The 19,400-nt window shown below is 74.1% G+C and carries 16 protein-coding genes; all 16 read right to left on the reverse strand.

Features of this window, described 5'->3' with window-relative positions; all coding sequences use genetic code 11:
* Positions 1–101: 101 nt before the first annotated feature.
* Positions 102–608 (reverse strand): cell division protein SepF, encoded by a 507-nt coding sequence (locus D5H75_RS19405; RefSeq protein ID WP_119927915.1) that lies wholly within the window; start codon positions 606–608, stop codon positions 102–104.
* A gap of 98 nt (positions 609–706) precedes the next feature.
* Positions 707–1,411, reverse strand: coding sequence for a YggS family pyridoxal phosphate-dependent enzyme (locus tag D5H75_RS19410; protein WP_119927916.1), 705 nt, complete (start codon positions 1,409–1,411; stop codon positions 707–709).
* The gene (gene pgeF, locus D5H75_RS19415) at positions 1,408–2,121 is read right to left on the reverse strand and encodes a peptidoglycan editing factor PgeF (protein ID WP_119927917.1); all 714 of its coding nucleotides are present in this window, start codon (positions 2,119–2,121) and stop codon (positions 1,408–1,410) included. The genes D5H75_RS19410 and pgeF overlap by 4 nt, the downstream gene beginning before the upstream one ends.
* Before the next feature lie 7 nt (positions 2,122–2,128).
* On the reverse strand, positions 2,129–3,652 hold the full coding sequence (ftsZ, locus tag D5H75_RS19420) for a cell division protein FtsZ (RefSeq protein WP_119927918.1): 1,524 nt from the start codon (positions 3,650–3,652) through the stop codon (positions 2,129–2,131).
* Positions 3,653–3,995: 343 nt separating this feature from the next.
* Entirely contained in the window at positions 3,996–4,661 is a 666-nt protein-coding gene (locus D5H75_RS19425) for a cell division protein FtsQ/DivIB (RefSeq protein ID WP_119927919.1), read from the reverse strand.
* Between the two features lie 125 nt (positions 4,662–4,786).
* A complete protein-coding gene (gene murC / locus D5H75_RS19430) occupies positions 4,787–6,175 on the reverse strand; it encodes a UDP-N-acetylmuramate--L-alanine ligase (RefSeq protein ID WP_119927920.1) in 1,389 nt (462 codons plus the stop codon).
* A 43-nt stretch (positions 6,176–6,218) separates the two neighbouring features.
* Positions 6,219–7,316, reverse strand: coding sequence for an undecaprenyldiphospho-muramoylpentapeptide beta-N-acetylglucosaminyltransferase (gene murG, locus D5H75_RS19435; RefSeq protein WP_119927921.1), 1,098 nt, complete (start codon positions 7,314–7,316; stop codon positions 6,219–6,221).
* Positions 7,313–8,590: a putative lipid II flippase FtsW gene (gene ftsW, locus D5H75_RS19440; protein WP_119927922.1), complete on the reverse strand. Its 1,278-nt coding sequence runs from the start codon at positions 8,588–8,590 to the stop codon at positions 7,313–7,315. The genes murG and ftsW overlap by 4 nt, the downstream gene beginning before the upstream one ends.
* Positions 8,587–9,990 (reverse strand): UDP-N-acetylmuramoyl-L-alanine--D-glutamate ligase, encoded by a 1,404-nt coding sequence (gene murD, locus D5H75_RS19445; RefSeq protein WP_119927923.1) that lies wholly within the window; start codon positions 9,988–9,990, stop codon positions 8,587–8,589. The genes ftsW and murD overlap by 4 nt, the downstream gene beginning before the upstream one ends.
* Positions 9,987–11,042, reverse strand: a complete 1,056-nt coding sequence (mraY, locus tag D5H75_RS19450) for a phospho-N-acetylmuramoyl-pentapeptide-transferase (RefSeq protein ID WP_119927924.1) — start codon at positions 11,040–11,042, stop codon at positions 9,987–9,989. The genes murD and mraY overlap by 4 nt, the downstream gene beginning before the upstream one ends.
* A complete protein-coding gene (locus D5H75_RS19455) occupies positions 11,039–12,394 on the reverse strand; it encodes a UDP-N-acetylmuramoyl-tripeptide--D-alanyl-D-alanine ligase (RefSeq protein WP_119927925.1) in 1,356 nt (451 codons plus the stop codon). Before D5H75_RS19455 ends, mraY begins: the two co-directional genes overlap by 4 nt.
* Positions 12,391–13,914, reverse strand: a complete 1,524-nt coding sequence (locus D5H75_RS19460; RefSeq protein WP_202638316.1) for a UDP-N-acetylmuramoyl-L-alanyl-D-glutamate--2,6-diaminopimelate ligase — start codon at positions 13,912–13,914, stop codon at positions 12,391–12,393. Before D5H75_RS19460 ends, D5H75_RS19455 begins: the two co-directional genes overlap by 4 nt.
* A gap of 23 nt (positions 13,915–13,937) precedes the next feature.
* Positions 13,938–15,671, reverse strand: coding sequence for a peptidoglycan D,D-transpeptidase FtsI family protein (locus D5H75_RS19465; RefSeq protein WP_242454369.1), 1,734 nt, complete (start codon positions 15,669–15,671; stop codon positions 13,938–13,940).
* Between the two features lie 422 nt (positions 15,672–16,093).
* Positions 16,094–17,395, reverse strand: coding sequence for a cell division protein FtsL (gene ftsL, locus D5H75_RS19470; RefSeq protein ID WP_147425219.1), 1,302 nt, complete (start codon positions 17,393–17,395; stop codon positions 16,094–16,096).
* Positions 17,388–18,377 (reverse strand): 16S rRNA (cytosine(1402)-N(4))-methyltransferase RsmH, encoded by a 990-nt coding sequence (gene rsmH, locus D5H75_RS19475; protein ID WP_119927929.1) that lies wholly within the window; start codon positions 18,375–18,377, stop codon positions 17,388–17,390. The genes ftsL and rsmH overlap by 8 nt, the downstream gene beginning before the upstream one ends.
* Positions 18,378–18,592: 215 nt before the next feature.
* Complete coding sequence (mraZ, locus tag D5H75_RS19480; RefSeq protein ID WP_119927930.1) at positions 18,593–19,024, reverse strand: division/cell wall cluster transcriptional repressor MraZ; 432 nt, start codon at positions 19,022–19,024, stop codon at positions 18,593–18,595.
* Positions 19,025–19,400: the final 376 nt, after the last annotated feature.

Here is a 19,400-nt window from a genome sequence, read left to right on the forward strand (position 1 = left end):
AGGAGGAAGACCAGGATCTGTACTACAACGCCCACGGTCGTGCCCCGCCTCCGATGCCCTGCCGCCGCCCCTGTGGCTGGTCGCTGCTCATAGATGGAACTCTAGCTCTGATTGAAGAAGCCGCGTTCCGCGATACGGGCTTTGTCCTCGGCGGTCACCTCGACATTGGCTGGGGACAACAGGAACACCTTGTTGGTAACACGTTCAATGCTGCCATGTAGGCCAAAGACAAGACCTGCCGCGAAATCCACGAGCCTCTTCGCGTCGCTGTCCACCATCTCGGTGAGGTTCATGATCACCGGGGTGCCCTCGCGGAAATGCTCGCCGATGGTCCGCGCCTCGTTGTAGGTGCGCGGGTGCAGCGTGGTGATACGCGCGAGATCGGTCGTACGCCGCTCCAGGGTCGCCGTGGCCCGCCGCTCGACGGGCATGACGGTTTCGGGGGACTCCTCGTGCACCTCGGGCACGCGCACGACGTCGTCGCCGAGCCGCCGCGACTCGTCGTACTTCTCGTAGTCGTCGTACTCGTCGTATTCGTCGAACTTGTCGTAGCGGTCGTCCTCCACGAGACCGAGATAGACCGCCATCTTGCGCATCGCGCCTGGCATCGTGCTCGTCCTCCGTCGTCTGTCTCAGCCTGAACCTGGGCGGCCCAGCGGACACCACTACTTGGATACGAAGCCTCCAAGGTCCCCTTGGACGGACATTACCTGACGAACGGCTTGCGACGGCCGAGCAACGCCGTACCGATTCTCAGGTGTGTCGCGCCGTGGGCCACGGCCTCTTCCAGGTCCCCGCTCATCCCCGCCGAAATGACCCGCGCGCCCGGGTGCTCCTCCCGTACGGCCCGCGCCACCTCGGCCAGCCGCCCGAACGCCTTGCCCGGGTCGCCGCCGAGGGGGGCCACCGCCATCACCCCGCCCAGGGCCAGGCCCTCGGCGCGCGCGATCGCGCCGGCCAGCCGGAGGGCGTCCTCAGGGCGCACGCCACCGCGGTCCGGGTCGTCGTCGAGCGCGACCTGGACCAGGCAGCGCAGCTCACGTCCCCCGTGACGCCCCGCCGACACCGCGGCCCTGCTCAGGGCCCCGACCAGCCGTTCCCGGTCCACAGAGTGCACCACATCGGCGTAGGAAGCCACTGAACGCGCCTTGTTGCTCTGTAACTGGCCCACGAAATGCCAGGTGAGCGGGAGATCGGCGCACTCGGCGGCCTTCGGCGCGGCCTCCTGGTCGCGGTTCTCCCCCACGTCGGTCACGCCGAGCCCGGCGAGGAGCCGTACGTCGGACGCGGGATAGGTCTTGGTCACGGCGATCACCGTGACCTCCTCGCGGGCTCGCCCGGCCGCCGCGCAGGCGGCGGCGACGCGGTCTTCCAGGGCGGCGAGGTTGCGGGATAACTCGTCTCTTCTCACTTTTCCAGCCACACGTATCCGGCGAACCGCCCGGTGAGGCGGTCGCGCCGGTGGGAGTACAACTCGGGTGACTCCATCGTGCAGCGTGCGTCGTGAGAGATCTCACCCACCCCCGCCTTGGCGAGCTGCTCGGCGACCCCGGCCCGGATGTCCAGGCCCGGCGTCCCCGCGCGGGTGGTGGCCCAGGCGGCGGGCACGGCCCGCGCGACGTCCTCGCGCATCTCGGCGGAGACCTCGTAGCAGTCTCCGCAGGCGCAGGGACCGATCACGGCGATCATCCGCTCGGGGCGGGCCCCGGCGCGGACCATCTCCTCGACCAGCGCGGGCGCCACCCCGGCGGCCATGCCGACGCGCCCGGCGTGGGCGGCACCGACCACCCGGGCCACGGGGTCGGCGGCGAGCACGGGCGCGCAGTCGGCGGCCAGGCTGCCCAGCGCCAGGCCGGGCTCGGTGGTCACCACCGCGTCCACCTCGCCGGGGCTCGCCGTGCCGTCCACGCGGACCGCGTCGGCGCTGTGGATCTGGCGCATCCACACGACCCGCGCGGGGTCCAGGCCGTGCGAGGCGGCCGCCCTGCGCCGGTTCTCCAGCACGGCCTCCGGGTCGTCGCCGACCGATCCGCCGAGGTTCAGGCTGTCGTACGGCGGCGCGCTGACCCCGCCGTGCCGGTCCGTGAAGAACGCGCCGACCCCCGGTCCCAGGTAGACCACCCGCGGCCTACTTGAGGAAGTCGGGGACGTCGAGGTCGTCGTCCTCCTCGAACACGACCGGGCGGCGGCGCGCGGGCTCGGCCGGGACGCGGCTGCCGCCGAGGGGCGACTCGCCGGTGGCCGGGCGCGGCACCGAGGCGTGCGCCGTGTGCGTGGTGTGGGCGGGCTGCGTCTCGGCGGGCTTGGCCTCGGCGGGCTCCGGCTCGGGCGCGGGCGTGGTCTTCAGCTCCGGCTCGGCCTCGGGCTCGGGCTCGGCGACCGGCGACGGCGCGGCGGCGAGGTTGCCGGTGACCGGCAGGCCCGGGCCGCCGTGGGCGGACGGGCCTGACGGGCCTGACGGGCCGGACGCCTGCGGCGAGGACGGCTGCGGCAGCGGCGACACCGAGGACACCGGCGCGGCGGGCTGCGGCGCGGCCCGGAACGGGCCCGCCTGCCCGGTGGCGGGCTGGGCGGGCTCGTGGCGGACCGGCTCGGGCTTGTTCACCGGGGCCGAGACGGACGGCGCGGGCGGAGCGGCGGCCGCGCGCGGGGCCGGCGCCGAGGGGCGGGTCTCGCGCAGCGGCGGCATCACGGTCTTGACCGGGGCCACGTCGTCGAAGCCGGCCGCGATCACCGTGACGCGCACCTCGTCGCCGAGGGCGTCGTCGATGACCGCGCCGAAGATGATGTTGGCGTCGGGCGCGGCGGCGTTGGACACGAGCTGGGCGGCCTCGTTGATCTCGAACAGGCCCAGGTCGGACCCGCCGGAGATCGACAGCAGCACGCCGTGGGCGCCGTCGATGCTGGCCTCCAGCAGCGGGCTGGAGATCGCCATCTCGGCCGCGGCCACGGAGCGGTCGTCGCCGCGGGCCGAGCCGATGCCCATGAGTGCCGAGCCCGCCCCGGACATGACCGACTTCACGTCGGCGAAGTCCAGGTTGATCAGGCCCGGCGTGGTGATCAGGTCGGTGATGCCCTGGACACCGGACAGGAGGACCTGGTCGGCCGCCTTGAACGCGTCGAGCACGCTGACCTGGCGGTCGCTGATCGACAGCAGGCGGTCGTTCGGGATGACGATGAGGGTGTCCACCTCGTCGCGCAGTGTCTCTATGCCGGCCTCGGCCTGCATCGCGCGGCGCTTGCCCTCGAAGCTGAAGGGGCGCGTCACGACGCCGATGGTCAGCGCGCCGAGGCTGCGGGCGATGCTGGCCACGACGGGCGCGCCGCCGGTGCCGGTGCCGCCGCCCTCCCCGGCGGTGACGAAGACCATGTCGGCGCCCTTGAGCACCTCTTCGATCTCCTCCCGGTGGTCCTCGGCCGCCTTGCGGCCGACCTCCGGGTTCGCGCCCGCCCCGAGCCCGCGCGTGAGCTCCCGGCCGACGTCGAGCTTGACGTCGGCATCGCTCATGAGCAGCGCCTGGGCGTCCGTGTTTATCGCGATGAACTCGACGCCCTTGAGGCCCTCCTCGATCATCCGGTTGACGGCGTTGACTCCGCCGCCGCCGATGCCGACGACCTTGATGACCGCGAGGTAATTCTGCGGTGCTGCCACGACGAGGGGCCTTTCCGCTAGCTAACTATCAATACGTACAAGGTGCGGTTCACCGGGCGGTGGGCCGCACCCCGAAGGTCTTTGGTCCGTCTGATTCTCAACTCTCACCCTCAAGTTGAGATTTAGAGTTATGTCAACCTGAGGATTGATACGGACAGTAGGGTTGCCGCCTCCCCAGGGTCAACTAACCACGCACGAACCGCCCCGGCGTGTCGCGGACTGCCCTCTTTGCGGACTCACCCGAAACCCCCGTCGCCAGGTGCCGAATCGCCGTCTCCACGCGGCTCCCGCCGCCCTCGGGCCCGGCGGGGACCCGCGGGGCGCTCCATGCCGGCCCGGTGGTTCACCGTACCGACACGACCTCGGGAGCGCTGACGTCGAACGTGCGGCCCCGGTGACCCAGGAGCCGCGACAGGATGCGCAACTTCTCCTCCGCGCGCTCGGCGCCGCCCCAGACCACGGCCCTGCCGTCCCTGAGGACCAGCCTGACGCCCTCTGGAGACGGTACCTGGATCTCGTCCACCCGCGCACTGAAATCCCTTGGCAGAGAGGCGATGACGGCCAGCCCGGTCCTGGTCTCGGCGCTCTCCGGGGAGAGCCGCGGCACCACGAGCGCGGGGAACGGCGGGCGCACCTGGCGGACCTCCAGGACCACGCCGAACCGGTCCACCAGCCCGTACCGGTCGCTGATGCGCGTGGTCAGGACCGGGGTCCGCTCGCGTACGGCGATGCGCACGGTGCCCGGCCAGCGCCGCTCGACGCCGACCTCCTCCACGCGCCGGATCCCGGCCACCCTCCGGCCGATCTCGGCGGTGTCGAGCCAGACCATCGGGGTGCCCGTGGCCACCCCGGAGGCGCGCACGACCTCCTCGCGCGCCAGCCGGTCCAGCCCGCTCACCTCCACGGCGCGCACGGCGAGCAGGTCCGAGAAGCACACCGCCCACACGATCGCCCCGGCGGGCACGAGCACGGCCAGGATCCCGAGCGCCCACTTCAGCCGCCGCCCCACGCCCGCCTCCCCTCACCGTCCGCCCCCGCCGCCGGTCGCCCGCTCTCCGCCCGCGCCGGGGCGGGCCGGAGCCGCGCGACCGGCGCGCGGGGGGTTCGTCGTCCACGAAACCGCATCCGGGCGAGTCAGCGGGCGAGCGCCTCGACGATCAGCGGGCCGAGGTCGGTGACGTCGCCCGCGCCCATGGTGAGGACGATGTCGCCCTCCCGCGCCAGCCCGGCGACCGTCTCCGGCACCCGCGCGCGGTCCGGGACGTAGGTCACCCGGTCGTGCGGGACCTTCTCGGCCACCAGCGCGCCGCTGACGCCCGGCTCGGGGTCCTCGCGCGCGCCGTACACGTCCAGCACCACGGCCTCGTCGGCCAACCCCAGGGCGGCCCCGAACTCCTCGGCGAAGAACCGCGTGCGGCTGTACAGGTGCGGCTGGAAGACCGCGACCACCCGCCCGGCGTCCCCCACCACGTCGCGGGCGGCCCGCAGGTCCGCCGACAGCTCCGTGGGGTGGTGGGCGTAGCTGTCGTAGACCGACACGCCCGCGGCCGAGCCCTTGGCCTCGAACCGCCGCTTGGCGCCCGTGAACGCCGCCAGGCCGTCCCTGATGCCCTCGAACGGGAAGCCCAGCTCCACGGCCACGGCGACCACGGCGGTGGCGTTGACGGCGTTGTGGCGGCCGGGGACGGTGAGCGAGAAGTCGCCCAGCCCCTCGATCGCCGCCGACACCCCGAACCCGCGCGGCGCGACGCCGGTCACGCGGTAGTCGGCGCCGGGGCTCTCGCCGTACGTCCTGACCGTGAGGCCGCGCGCGCGGCCGACGTCGGCCAGCGCGGCCGAGCCCGGGTCGTCGGCGCAGACCACCAGCAGGGAGCCGACCCGCTCGACGAACCGCTCGAAGCTCGCCACCACGGCCGACACGTCGCCGTAGTTGTCCAGGTGGTCGGCCTCGACGTTGGTCACCACCGCGGCCTCGGGGGCGAGCATGAGGAACGAGCCGTCGCTCTCGTCGGCCTCGGCCACGAACACGTCGCCCGCGCCCTCGTCGGCCCCGAGCCCGGTCGTCACGAGCTGGCCGCCCACGACGTAGGACGGGTCGGCCCCGCACTTCTGGAGCGCCACGGTGAGCATCGAGGTCGTGGTGGTCTTGCCGTGCGTGCCGGCGATCGCCACGCCGCGCCGTCCGGCCATGACCGAGGCGAGCGCGGCGGCCCGGGGCAGCACCCGCAGGCCGCGCCGCAGGGCCTCGCCCAGCTCGGGGTTGGAGTCGCGGATCGCAGTGGAGACCACGACCGTGTCGGCGTCGCCGACGTGGGAGGCGGCGTGCCCGACGTGGGTGACCGCGCCGAGGGAACGCAGCTCGGCCAGGACGGCGGACTCGCGGGCGTCGCTGCCCGAGACGAAGACGCCGCGTTTGAGCAGGATGCGCGCGATGCCGGACATGCCCGCGCCGCCGATGCCGACGAAGTGCACCCGGCCGAGTTCCTCGGCGGGCACCGGGCCCACCAGCTTGACCAGGCTCATCGGTGGTTCACCACTCCTCGTGTGCTCATGGGGAGCGACCGGCTCATCCGCCGGCCCGGCCCGCCCGGACGATCTCGATGACGCGCCGGGCGAGCGCCACGTCGGCGTCGCGGCGGCTCATGCGCGCGGCGGCGTCGGACATGGCGGCCACCCGCTCCAGGTCGGCCAGCACCGGCACCAGCTCGTCGCGGACCCAGTCGGGCGTCAGGTCGGCGTCGTCGACCATCAGCCCCGCGCCCGCCTGCACGATCGGCATGGCGTTGAGCTTCTGCTCGCCGTTGCCGTGGGGCAGCGGGACGTAGGCCGCGGGCAGCCCGACGGCGGTCAGCTCCGCGCAGGTCATGGCCCCGGCGCGGCACACCGCGAAGTCGGCTGCGGCGTAGGCCAGGTCCATGCGGTCGATGTAGGGCAGCGTGACGTACTGCGGGCCGCGGCCGGTCGGCAGCGGCTCCTCGACGGTGTTCTTGGGGCCGACGACGTGCAGCACCTGCACCCCGGCCTGGCGGAGGTACGGCGCGGCGCCCAGCAGCGCGCGGTTGAGCGAGCGGGCGCCCTGGGAGCCGCCGAACACCAGCAGCGTGGGCCGGTCGGTGTCGAGCCCGAAGTAGGCGCGGGCCTTGTCGCCCATGGAGAGCCGGTCGATCCCGGCGATCTCGCGGCGCAGCGGGATGCCGATGTACTCGGCGTGGGGCAGCACGGCGTCGGGGTGGCCGGTGAACACGTGGTCGGTCAGCCGGGCGCCGAGGCGGTTGGCCAGGCCCGGCCGGGGGTTGGCCTCGTGGACGACCAGCGGCACGTGACGGCGGCGCGCGCCCAGGTAGGCGGGGGTGGCGACGTATCCGCCGAAGCCGACCAGGACGTCGGCCTCCACGCGGTCGAGCACCCCGGCGGCGGCGTTGATCGCGCCGGCGAGGCGCCCGGGCACGGCGAGCAGCCGCGGGGTGATCGCGCGGGGCAGGGGGACGGCGGGGATCAGCGCGAGCTCGTAGCCGCGGGCGGGCACCAGGCGGGTCTCGAGCCCGCGCTCGGTGCCGAGGCAGGTGATGCCGATCCCGGGGTCCTCCCGGCGCAGCGCGTCGGCCAAAGCCAGCGCGGGTTCGATGTGTCCAGCCGTCCCGCCGCCGGCGAGGACAACCCTCATTTGGGGCTCCCTGTTCTCTGGTTACTCGGTTTCTGCTTTCCCAGGCCCAGCCAGCTTAGAGCCCGCAGCACCGGTCCGGGTGCACGAGCGGCAAGAGCCTCCTGGGCCCCGGGCTCGCGTTTGGCGAAGGAGAGCAGCATGCCGAGGGCGGCCAGGGTGGGGAGCAGGGCGCTCCCGCCGTACGACACGAGCGGGAGCGGGATGCCGGTGACGGGGAAGACGCCGATGACCGCGCCGATGTTGACGATGGCCTGCCCGGCGATCCACGCGGTCGCGGCGGCGGCGGCCAGCCGCATGAACGGGTCGTTGACGCGCTTGGCGACGCGCAGGCCGGTGTACCCGAGCAGGCCGAACAGCCCGACGACGATGAGCGTGCCCATCAGGCCCAGCTCCTCGCCGATGATCGAGAAGATGAAGTCGCTCTCGGCGTGCGGCAGGTAGTTCCACTTGGCGCGGCTGGCGCCCAGGCCGGTCCCGAACCAGCCGCCGGAGCCGAGCGCGGTCAGGCCCTGGACGAGCTGGTATCCCTCGTCCGTGGCGACCGCCCAGGGGTCCCAGAAGCCGGTGAGCCGGTCCATGCGGTACGGCTCGACGACGATCATCGTGGCGGCGGCCAGGGCGAGCACGCCGAGGATGCCGGCGAAGATCCGGATCGGCGCGCCGACGACCCACAGCAGCGACAGGAAGATCAGCATGAGCACGAGCGTGGTGCCCAGGTCGCGGCCGAGCATGACCAGCACGGCCAGCAGCCCGGCGCCGGGCATGAGCGGGATCAGCAGGTGCCGCCACTCCCCCAGCAGGCCGAGCTGCTTCTTGCGGGCCAGCAGGTCGGCCCCCCACAGCACCAGGCCGAGCTTGGCGGGCTCGGAGGGCTGCACGTAGATGGGCCCGAGGTCGATCCAGCGGGTCGCGCCGAGCGCGGTCGTGCCGACCCCGGGGATCAGCACGAGCACCAGCGCGAAGATCGCCAGCGCGATCACCGGGTAGGCCACCATGCGGAAGACCCGGACCGGCAGGCGCGAGCAGATCCACATCAGCGGCACGCCGAGCGCCGCCGAGAACGCCTGCTTGGTGAACATGGCGAACGGCGACTGCGCCCGCTCCATCGACGGGATGCTGGAGGCCGACAGCACCATCATCAGCCCCAGCCCGAGCAGCAGCGCGCTGCACCCGACGATGAGGTAGTACGACGTCAGCGGCCGGTTCATCAGCTCGCGGAGGGTCGCGACCTGCTCCCGCCAGCCGGGCCTGCCGCCGCGCGCCACCGCGCTCATGCGGTCTCCGCGGCGCCCGTCTCCCCGCCCGCCGGCGCCGGCCCTTCCTGGAGTCTCCGCACGGCCCCGGCGAAGGCGTCCCCGCGCGCGCCGTACCCGGGGAACATGTCCATCGACGCCGCGGCGGGCGCGAGAAGGACGGTGTCCCCGGGGGAGGCGAGCCGGGCGGCCTCGATCACGACACGATCCATCGCCCCAGTGTGGGTCTCCGCGACCTCGATCACGGGGACATTCGGGGCGTGTCTCTCCAGAGCCTCGCGAATCCGCTCCCGGTCGGCCCCGAGGAGCACCGCGCCGCGCAGCCGGGGCGCGGCGTCGCGGACGAGGCCGTCCACGTCCGCGCCCTTGAGCAGTCCCCCGGCCACCCACACGACCGAGGGGTACGCGGCCAGCGAGGCCGCCGCCGCGTGCGGGTTGGTGGCCTTGGAGTCGTTGACGTACGCCACCTCGGCGACCTCGGCGACGTGGGCGACGCGGTGCGGGTCGGGCGTGAAGGCGCGCAGGCCCTCGCGCACGGCCTCGGGCGGCACGCCGAAGGCGCGGGCCAGGGCGGCGGCGGCCAGGGCGTTGGCGACGTTGTGCGGCGCGAACGGGCGCACGTCCGACAGGCTCGCCAGCTCCTCGGCGGTGCTGACCGGGTCGGGCGTGAACGCGCGGTCCACGAGCAGGTCCTCCACGACCCCGACCTGGCCGGGCGCGGGCACCCGCAGCGTGAACCCGACCGCCCCGGCGTACGGCGCGGCCAGCTCGGCCACCTGCGGGTCGTCGGCGTTGTAGACGACCGTCCCGGCGCGCTCGTAGACGCGGGCCTTGGCGGCGGCGTACGCCTCCGGGGAACCGTGCCAGTCCAGGTGGTCGGGCGCGAGGTTGAGGATCGCGGCGGCGCGGGGCGCGAGACTGGCGGACCAGTGGAGCTGGAAGCTGGACAGCTCGACGGCGAGGACGTCGTGGGGCTTGCGCACCGCGTCGACGATCGGGGTGCCCACGTTGCCGACGGCGACGGCGTCGTGCCCGGCGGCGGTGAGCATGGCGGTGAGCATGCGCACGGTGGTGGTCTTGCCGTTGGTGCCGGTCAGGGCCAGCCAGGGGGCGGCGCCGGGACCGCGCAGCCGCCAGGCCAGCTCCACCTCGCCGATGACCTCCACGCCCCGGTCCCGCGCCTCGCGCAGCAGCGGGGTGTCCGGCCGCCAGCCGGGGGAGGTGACGACCAGGTCCGTGTCGTCCGGCAGCCCGGTGGCGTGCTCCACGCCCAGCTCGCGGGCCCGCTCGGCGGCGTCGGCCCGGTCGTCGAAGGCGCGGACGACCGCCCCCCGCTCGGCGAGCAGGCGGGCGGCGGCCGTGCCGGAGACGCCGAGGCCGGCCACGAGCACGCGGCGGCCGGCCAGTGGGTCGTGCGTCACTTGGGCATCCACTCCACGTAGAAGGCGCCGAGGCCGATGGCGGCGCACAGGGCGGCGATGAGCCAGAACCGCACGACGATCGTGGTCTCGGCCCAGCCGGACAGCTCGAAGTGGTGCTGGAGCGGGGCCATCTTGAACACGCGCTTGCGGGTCATCTTGAAGAAGCCCACCTGGATGATCACCGAGGCGGTGATGATCACGAAGAGGCCGCCCAGGATGAGCAGCAGGAGCTGGGTGCGGGTGGTGACCGCCAGGCCGGCGAGCACGCCGCCCAGGGCCAGCGAGCCGGTGTCGCCCATGAAGATCCGGGCGGGGGGCGCGTTCCACCACAGGAAGCCCACGCAGCCGCCGAGCACGGCCGCCGCGACGACGGCCAGGTCGAGCGGGTCGCGCACCCAGTAGCAGTTGGGGCCGAGCACGGCCTCGCAGCTGTTGCGGAGCTGCCAGTTGCCGATGAGCACGTAGGACGCGAGCACCATGACCGCCGCGCCCGACGCCAGTCCGTCCAGGCCGTCGGTCAGGTTCACGGCGTTGGAGATGCCCGCGATCAGGATCAGCGCCCAGATCACGAACAGCGCCACGCCGATCGGCGGCCCGAAGTCGCGCAGGAACGACAGGTACGGCGCGGCCGGCGTGGTCCCGTAGGAGTTCGGGAAGCGCAGCACCAGGATCGCGAAGACGACGCCGACGAGCACCTGGCCCATCAGCTTGGCGCCGCTGCGCAGGCCCAGGCTCCGCTGCTTGTAGATCTTGATGAAGTCGTCGAGGAAGCCGACCGCGCCCAGGCCCGTCATGAGGAACAGCACGAGCAGGCCCGACGCCGTGGGCGGGGTGCCCGAGGCTAGGTGCGCGACGCCGTACCCGATCAGCGACCCGACGATGATCACGGTGCCGCCCATGGTGGGCGTGCCGCGCTTGTCGTGGTGGCCGGACGGGCCCTCCTCGCGGATCATCTGGCCGTATCCGCGGCGAGAGAACAGCCGGATCGCGAGCGGCGTGCCGATTAAGGCGAGGACGAGCGCCACCGCCGCCGCGATGAGGATGTCCCTCACTGACCGACCTCCAACAGACTCTGGGCGACCCGTTCCAGGCCCGCGACGCGGGGGCCCTTCACGAGCACGACATCACCGGGACGCAGTCTGCCGGAAATCTCGGCGGCGGCCGACTCGACGTCGGGGACGTGGACGGCGTCCGGGGCCCCCGCGAGCATCGGCTCCGCGCCTTCCCCCACGATGAACAGCGCCTCCAGGCCCTGGGCCGCGGCGTGCGCGGCCACCTCCTCGTTGAGGGCGTCGGCCTCGTCGCCGAGCTCCTGCAGGGCGGCGAGGACGGCGTACTTGCGGCGGTCGCCCGCGATGCCCTGGAGCGCGGCGAAGGCGGCGCGGACCGAGTCGGGGTTGGCGTTGTAGGCGTCGTTGATCACGGTCACGCCGTCGGGGCGCTCGCGCACCTCCATGCGCCAGCGGCTGCGCGGCTCGGCCTCCGACAGCACCGCGGCGATGTCGGGAGCGGCCATGCCCAGCTCGTGCGCCGCGGCGGCGGCCGCGAGGGCGTTGAGCACCGCGTGGGAGCCGTGCAGGCGCAGCGTGACGGGCGCGCGCCCGCCGGGAGTGACCAGGGTGAAGGAGGCGCACCCGCGGGCGTCCAGGGTCTCGTCCTCGGCGCGCACGTCCGCCTCCGGGGACCGGCCGAAGTACGTCACGCGGGCGCGGGTGCGCGAGGCCATGGCGCGGACGAGGTCGTCGTCGTGGTTCAGCACGGCGGCGCCGTCCTCGGGCAGGGCCTCGACCAGCTCGCCCTTGGCGCGCGCGATCTGCTCCTTGCCGCCGAAGACGCCCAGGTGGGCGGTGCCGACGTTGAGCACCACGCCGACGCGCGGCGGGGCGATGCGGGCCAGATAGGCGATGTGGCCGACGTTGCGGGCGCTCAGCTCCAGCACCAGGTAGCGGGTGTCCGCGTCCGCGCGGAGCACGGTCAGCGGGTGCCCGATCTCGTTGTTGAACGAGCCGGCGGGCGCGATCGCCGGGCCCAGGCGCTCGGTGAGCTGGGCGAGCAGGTCCTTGGTGGAGGTCTTGCCGGCGGACCCGGTGACGCCCACGATCGTGACCTCGGGCAGCTCGCGGACGACGGCCGAGGCCAGCGCGGCCAGCGCGGCCTGGACGTCCTCGACGACCACGCAGGGCACGCCGACCGGGCGCGTGCACAGCACGCCCGCCGCCCCGGCCGCCACCGTCCCGGCGGCGAAGTCGTGGCCGTCCACGCGGGCGCCCTTGATCGCGACGAACAGCGCGCCCGGCGCGGCCTCGCGCGAGTCGATCACGACGGGACCGGTCACGAGGACGCCGGGGTCCTCGGTGACGCCTCCCGTGACCTCCGCGATCCGGCCCAGCGTCAACGGGATCACCTGGACATCCTCCTTTGAATCGATTCGCGGACGACCTCCCGGTCGTCGAAGGGCAGCACCTCGCCGGCGACGTACTGCCCCTGCTCGTGGCCCTTGCCCGCGACGACGATCACGTCGCCGGGGCGCGCCCGCTCCACGGCCAGCTCGATCGCGGCGCGCCGGTCGGGCTCGACCACGATGTGCGCGCGCTCGCCCTCGGGCACCTTGGCCGCGCCCTCCAGCATGCTCGCCAGGATCTCCAGCGGGTCCTCCGAGCGCGGGTTGTCGCTGGTGAACACCGCGCGGTCGGCCAGCCTGGCCGCGGCCTCGCCCATCAGGGGGCGTTTGCCGCGGTCGCGGTCGCCGCCGCAGCCGAGCACGATCACCAGCTCGCCCGCGGTCACCTCCCGCAGCGAGTTCAGCACCGACTCGACGGCGCCGGGCTTGTGAGAGTAGTCCACGACCGCGGCGAAGTCCTGGCCGGCGTCCACCCGCTCCATGCGGCCGGGCACCCCGGCCAGCGAGCCCACGCCGGTGACGGCGGTCTGGAGCGGGATCCCGGCCTCGACCAGCGCCACGATCGCGCCGAGGGCGTTGGCGACGTTGAAGGGGCCGGGCAGCGCGATCGACGCGTCGGCCTCGACCCCGCCGGGGCCCACGACGCGGAAGGTGCTGCCGTCGGCGCCCAGCCGCACGTCCTCGGCCCGCCAGTCGGCCTCGGGGTCGCCGGTCGCCGAGATCGTGGTCATCGGGATCTCGGCGACGCGCTTGAGCTGCCGGCCGTGCGCGTCGTCGATGTTGGTGACGCCGCAGCGGGCGTGGCCCAGCTTGAACAGGCGCGCCTTCGTCTCGAAGTAGTCGCGCAGGTCCTTGTGGAAGTCCAGGTGGTCCTGGGAGAGGTTGGTGAACAGCGCCACGTCGAAGGAGACGCCCGCGACCCGGCCCAGGGCCAGCGCGTGGCTGGACACCTCCATCGCGGCGGCGGTCACCCCCTCCTCGCGCATCCGGGCGAACAGGCCGTACAGGTCGCACGCCTCGGGCGTGGTCAGCGAGCTGGGCACGCGCTTGCCGGCCACCCGCATCTCCACGGTGCCGACCAGGCCCGTCTCGTGCCCGGCGGCCCGCAGCCCGGCCTCCAGCATGTACGCGGTGGTGGTCTTGCCGCTGGTGCCGGTCGCCCCGATCAGCAGCAGGTCCCTGGCGGGATCGCCGTACACCCAGCGGGAGACGGAGCCGATCACGGCGCGCGGGTCCGGCACGACGAGCACCGGCACGCCGGTGGCCTCGGCGGCGGTGCGGCCGGCCTCGTCGGTGAGGATCGCGGCGGCGCCGGCCCCGACGGCCTGCGCGGCGAAGTCGGCGCCGTGCGCGTTGCTGCCGGGCGCGGCGATGTAGAGGTCCCCGCGCTCGACGCGGCGCGAGTCGATCGTGACCCCGGTCACGGCGCCGCGGGGCAGGGCGGATATTCCGAGCACTCCCGCGAGGCCCGACAGCGGGCGGGCCGGAGTGGTGGACGGTCGTAGTGGCGAGGGCGGTTGCACGGCGGAGAGCGTACCCCTAGTCGTCAGCGGGCGGCGTGAATGCGCAGGGGTGGCGCGGCGGTTCCCGTGGGGGGAATTTTCCTGGTCTTGAGCGCGAACGACGTCACGTCCCGGAACACCGGGGCGGCGACGTCCCCGCCGTAGTAGCCCTTCTTGGGATCTTGGAGTACGACGAGCGTGACCAGGCGCGGGTCGTCCGCCGGGGTGAAACCGGCGAACGAGGCGGTGTACCCGTGGTAGCCGCCGCGATCACTGTCGTACCGCTGGGCGGTGCCGGTCTTGCCGGCGATGCGGTAGCCGGGGATGCGCGCGGCGGCGCCCGTGCCCTCCGAGGAGTCGGTGACGCCCTCCAGCATGCGGGCGATCTCCCTGGCCGTGCGCTCGCTGATCACCCGGTGCCGCTCGGCGGCCGGGGCGGGCGTGAACCGCTTCCTGCCGTCCACGGTGCCGGCGACGAGCTGCGGCTCCACGCGCACGCCGCGGTTGGCGATCGTCTGGTAGACGCTCGCCATCTGCATCGCCGTCACCGACACGCCCTGCCCGAACGCGACCGTGCAGACCTGGCTGCCCGACCACGTCTCGGGCTTGGGCAGCAGCCCGGCGGCCTCGCCGGGGAAGCCGAGCCCGGTCTTGCGCCCGAACCCGAACTTGCGCATGAAGTCGTACAGGCCCTGCTTGCCGACGCGCTCGGCCGCCTGGAGCGTGCCCACGTTGGACGAGGTGGCCAGCACCCCGGCGAACGTGAGGTGCTGCACCGGGTGCGGGTGGGAGTCCCGCAGCACCCGGTCGGCGCACTTGTAGCGGTCGGGTACGACGAACGTCGTCTCGGGCCGCACGCCCGCGGTCTCCATCGCGGCCGCGGCGGTGATCACCTTGTTGGTGCTGCCGGGCTCGAACACCTCGGCCAGGGCGCGGTTGCTCAGGCTCTCGGCGGGCGCCTTCTCCCAGTGCTCCAGGTCCAGCCCGGGGGCGTTGGCCAGGGCGAGCACGTGGCCGGTGCGGACGTCCATGACGATCACCGTGCCGCTGCGCGCCTGGGTCTTCGCCACCTGCTCGGAGATCGCGCGCTGGGCCTCCCACTGGATGTCCCGGTCCACGGTCAGCCGGACCTCCGTGCCGGGCACGGCGGCCTGCTGGCTGCTGCGGGTCATCGGGATGCGGTGGCCCTTCTGCCCCTGCTCCACGCTCTGGCGGCCGTCCTGGCCGCGCAGGGTGCTGTTCCAGGCCGCCTCGATGCCGCCCAGGCCCGTGCCGTCCTGCCCGACGTAGCCGATCAGGTCGGCGGCGAGCTTGCCGTCGGGGTAGACGCGGCGGTAGGTCGGCTCCGAGCCCACGCCCCGGATCTTGCGGGAGATCAGCGCGCTGGCCACGCCGGGCTCGACGTTCCTGGCCACGACCTGGTACTGGCTCTCGGTCCGGCCCAGCTTCTCCAGGATCGGGCCCGGCGGGATGTTCAGGGCGCGGCTGAGCAGCGCGGCGACGGCCTGCCGCTTGTCCGCGCTCACCATGGTCGGGTCCACGAAGATCGTGCGGGCGTCGGCCGTCATCGCGAGCACGTTCCCGCCGGCGTCGCTGATCGTGCCGCGGCGCGCGGGCACCACGGCCTCGGTGTTGCGCTGGCGCTCGGCCCGGTCGGCGTACACCTTGGAGTCCAGCCCCTGGAGCTGCACGAGCCGCCCGGCGAACAGGCTCAGCACGAAGGCCATGGCGAGCATGCCGGCGTTGATCCGCCGATGCGAGCTGCCCAGCCGCAGCACCGGCCTGCGCTTCGGCGGCCTGGGGGGCTTCGGCGGCTTCGGCGCCTTGCCGGGAGGGGGCGTGCGGCGCCCGCCGCCCTGTCCCCCGCCGCCCTGTCCCCCGCCGCGCGAACCCCCGCGGGGCGCGGCCGTACGCGAGCCGTCGCGCGGGGAGCCGCCGCGGGACGAGCCCGCCGGGTCGCGGCGTGAGGCGCCGGGGCCCTCCCGCCGGGGCGGGTCGGCGGGCGGCTGCCGCCGGGGCGGCTCCGGGCGCGCGGAATCGCCCCGCGGGTCCCGGCCGGAATCACGGCCGCCCGGATCACGGCCGGGGTCGCGGCGCGGGGGCTCGCGGCGCGGCGGGGCGCTGCGGGGCCTGCGGCCGCCGGGCGGGCCCGACGCGCCTCCGCCCCGGCCCGGCCCCGAGCCGCGCCCTCCCGGATCCCTCACGGGCCGGTGACCCTCTCGGGCGCGCCGCCGTTCCCCGTCGTGCCGGCGCCGCCGGTCGCCCGGGTGGCGGCCCGGCCCTGGTCGTTCTTCACGCCGTCGTTCTTCACGCCGCCGATCTTCTCGCCGGTCCGCCCGTCGACGAATTGCGGGGGCGTCTTGGCGCTGGGCCGCAGGCCGGACTCCAGCGCCTTGTCGGCGATCCGCTGCGAGGTGTTCAGCTTGTCGTTGTCCTGCTGGAGCTTCTGCTGCTGGAGGCCGAGCTGGTGCACCTCGCGCGCGAGGTTCTGGGCGCGGATGGAGTCCTGCGCCAGCACGGTGTTGATCAGGAGCAGGCTGACCAGCCCGCCGCCGAGCAGCCCGAGCAGCAGCAGCACGAACGGCGTGCGGGGCGAGCCGCCCCGGCCGGGCCGCGACGTCCCGTCACCCGCGGCGCCCCGCCGCGTGGCGTCGCGCCGCTTGGCCGGGCGGGTGACCGTGGTCTCGGCGGGGGCCTCGGCGACCCCGGCCCGCGACCCGAGCATCGACGCGGACGACGACCGCCTGCGCGCGGCCGTCTCGCGGGCCCCGGTCTCGGCCGCGGAGTCGGCCCGCGCGGCCGTACGGCGCGGCGCGGCGGCGGCCGGCCGGCGGCGCGCGGCCTCCTCCGGCGCGGCGGAGCGGGCCGCCGAGCGCGCGGACGGCGCGCGCCGGGACGAGGCCGTCGTCTTGTTCTCCCCTTCGGCGCGGCGCGGCGACGCGGCGGGCGCGCGGCGGAGCGGCGAGGAGCCCCCGGCCGGGGCCGCGGCGGAGCGGCGCTCGGCGGAGGCGGGCGCCGGGGAGTTCCCCCGGCGCGCGGTCCCCTCGGCCGGCGTGCGGCGGGACGACGCGGCCTGCGGCGCGGCGCGGCGCGGCGTCGCCTCACGCGAGGACGCCGGCGCCCCCGGGGTCCCGGCGGACGCGGCCGGCGTGCGGCGGGACGCTCCCCCGGCCGGGACGCGCCCGGCGGACCCGGTGGACTTGGCGGACCCGGTGGACCTGGTGGACCCCGTGGACCTGGCGGACCCGGAGCCGCCCGTCGCGGCGGCGTCCGCGGACCTGGCGGCGGCCGTACGGCGCGGCGCGGCCTCGGCCGCCCGGCGCTGGGACGGGACCTCGGGAGGTTCGGAGCGCGTGCGCGCCTGGCGGGGCACGCGGCCGGCCACGTGGCCGCCCTGCTGGGCGCGGGGCACGGCGCGGCGGGGCCGCGCGGCGGCGCGCCTCGCGCCGGTGTCCGAGGCGTTGTCCAGGTCGGCGTCCAGGTCCATGTCCACGTCAATCACGAATCCTCTCGGCGGCCCGCATGCGGGCCGAGGCCGCGCGCGGGTTGCGCTCGACCTCTTCCTCGCTCGGCGGCTCCGCGCCCCGGGTGAGGAGGCGGAACCGCGGCTGGTGCTCAGGCAGGGGGACGGGGAGCCCGGGCGGGCTGGTGTCACGGGTGCGGGCGGTGAGGACCTGCTTGGTGATGCGGTCCTCCAGGGAGTGGTAGGAGAGCACGACGACCCGGCCGCCCACGGACAGCGCGTCCAGGGCGGCGGGCAGGGCGCGCTCCAGCGCGGTCAGCTCGGCGTTGACCTCGATGCGCAGCGCCTGGAACGCCCGCTTGGCGGGGTGGCCGCCGGTGCGGCGCGTCGCGGCCGGGATGGACTCGCGCACGATGTCGGCCAGGCGCGCGGTCGAGGTGATGCGCTCGCGGGAGCGTTCGCGCACGATCGCCTGCGCGACGCGGCCGGCGAAGCGCTCCTCGCCGTACGTGCGCAGGACGCGCGCCAGCTCCCCCGCCGGGTAGGTGTTGACGACCTCCTCGGCGGTGAGCGGCTGCGTGCGGTCCATGCGCATGTCGAGCGGCGCGTCGTAGGAGTAGGCGAAGCCGCGCCCGGCCTCGTCGAGCTGCGGCGAGGAGACGCCCAGGTCGAACAGCACGCCCTGGGCGCGGCGCCCGCCGAGGATGTCGGGCAGCTCGTCGGAGACCGCCTTGACGATCTCGACGCGGTCGCCGTACGGCGCGAGGCGCTCGGTGGAACGTTCGATGGCGAAGTCGTCGCGGTCGATGCCGATCAGGCGCAGCCGCGGGTGGGCGCGCAGGAGGGCCTCGGCGTGGCCGCCGAGGCCGAGATTGGCGTCTACGAGGAGCGGACCCGCCCCCGGTGAGTCGTCGGCGGGCGGGCCCGCGCTGAGCGCGGGGTCGAAGAGGTCGAGGACGCGGTCGAGCATGACCGGAACGTGGCTGGCCCCGTTCGAGTCGTCACCGGTGCTGGCGTGCATTGATTACCCCCTTTCGCCGCCGTGCTCGCGGAAATGCGGCCTCCCGCGCCGTCGGCTCGATCCGAAAATGTCTGGGCCCCCACCCCGCCGCCCGGCCAGGTCCCCATCCGCGTCCCCGTCTCGTGTCGCCACCTGACACCGGGGAAGGTGCATCAGGAGGCACGTGAGCGCGGGTGGAGACCTCGCCGAACGACGTCGAACCGACGAGCGGTGTCTCAAAGAACCCCGGGCAGCACCTCCTCGGACAGATCGGCGAACGCCTGTTCCTGGTCCGAGAGATAGGCCTCCCACGCCTGGGCGGCCCAGATCTCCAGCCTGGTGTTGGCGCCGATGACGGCGCAGTCACGGGTGAGCCCGGCGTAGTCGCGCAGGCTCGGCGGAATGGTGACACGTCCCTGCTTGTCGGGCTTCTCATCGGAGGCGCTGGCGAAGAAGACGCGGCTGTAGTCACGGACCGCCTTGGCGGTGACCGGAGCCGTGCGCAGGGCGTCGGTGATGCGCTGGAACTCCTCCACGGGGAAGACGTAGAGGCAACGCTCCTGCCCTTTGGTGATCACAAGTCCCTCCGACAGCTCCTCGCGATATTTCGCCGGCAGGAACAGCCGTCCCTTGTCGTCCAGGCGCAGGTTGTGCGTGCCGAGAAACATCGGCAACACCTCCCGCGCCTCGTGGAGCAGTCAGCGCATGTGTCCCCTGTCCTCCACTGCGCACCACCATACTCCACTCTCCCCCACCGTCAACCAATCAAACGCCCCGGCGTGGCCGTACTGGTCCGGAAAAGTGCAGGTCAGAGGCGGTGGAGCGAAGTGGAGCGGCCGGAGGCCCCGGCGCGTCGCGAATAGCGCGATATCGGGGAGTTCGCCGTGAAACCCGTCACAACGTACTGTCGGTACACACAATTGATAGAGACGGATCTCCGCGACGCCATCGCGCGCACGGAATTGCACCCCCCAGGAGGCCTGGTGGCAGTCGGCTCACAGGACGGCACGCCTCACCTGAACGCCCCGGCGCATCTGAATGCCC

The organism is Bailinhaonella thermotolerans (assembly GCF_003594875.1).
Classification (GTDB): Bacteria; Actinomycetota; Actinomycetes; order Streptosporangiales; family Streptosporangiaceae; genus Bailinhaonella; species Bailinhaonella thermotolerans.

Coding starts and splice junctions, on each gene's coding strand:
- ftsW (WP_119927922.1), bottom strand. CDS start 8,590: ATGAGCGCGGTGGCGCGCGGCGGCAGGCCCGGCTGGCGGGAGCAGGTC.
- murG (WP_119927921.1), bottom strand. CDS start 7,316: ATGAGGGTTGTCCTCGCCGGCGGCGGGACGGCTGGACACATCGAACCC.
- rsmH (WP_119927929.1), bottom strand. CDS start 18,377: ATGCACGCCAGCACCGGTGACGACTCGAACGGGGCCAGCCACGTTCCG.
- mraZ (WP_119927930.1), bottom strand. CDS start 19,024: ATGTTTCTCGGCACGCACAACCTGCGCCTGGACGACAAGGGACGGCTG.
- D5H75_RS19405 (WP_119927915.1), bottom strand. CDS start 608: ATGCCAGGCGCGATGCGCAAGATGGCGGTCTATCTCGGTCTCGTGGAG.
- murC (WP_119927920.1), bottom strand. CDS start 6,175: ATGAGCCTGGTCAAGCTGGTGGGCCCGGTGCCCGCCGAGGAACTCGGC.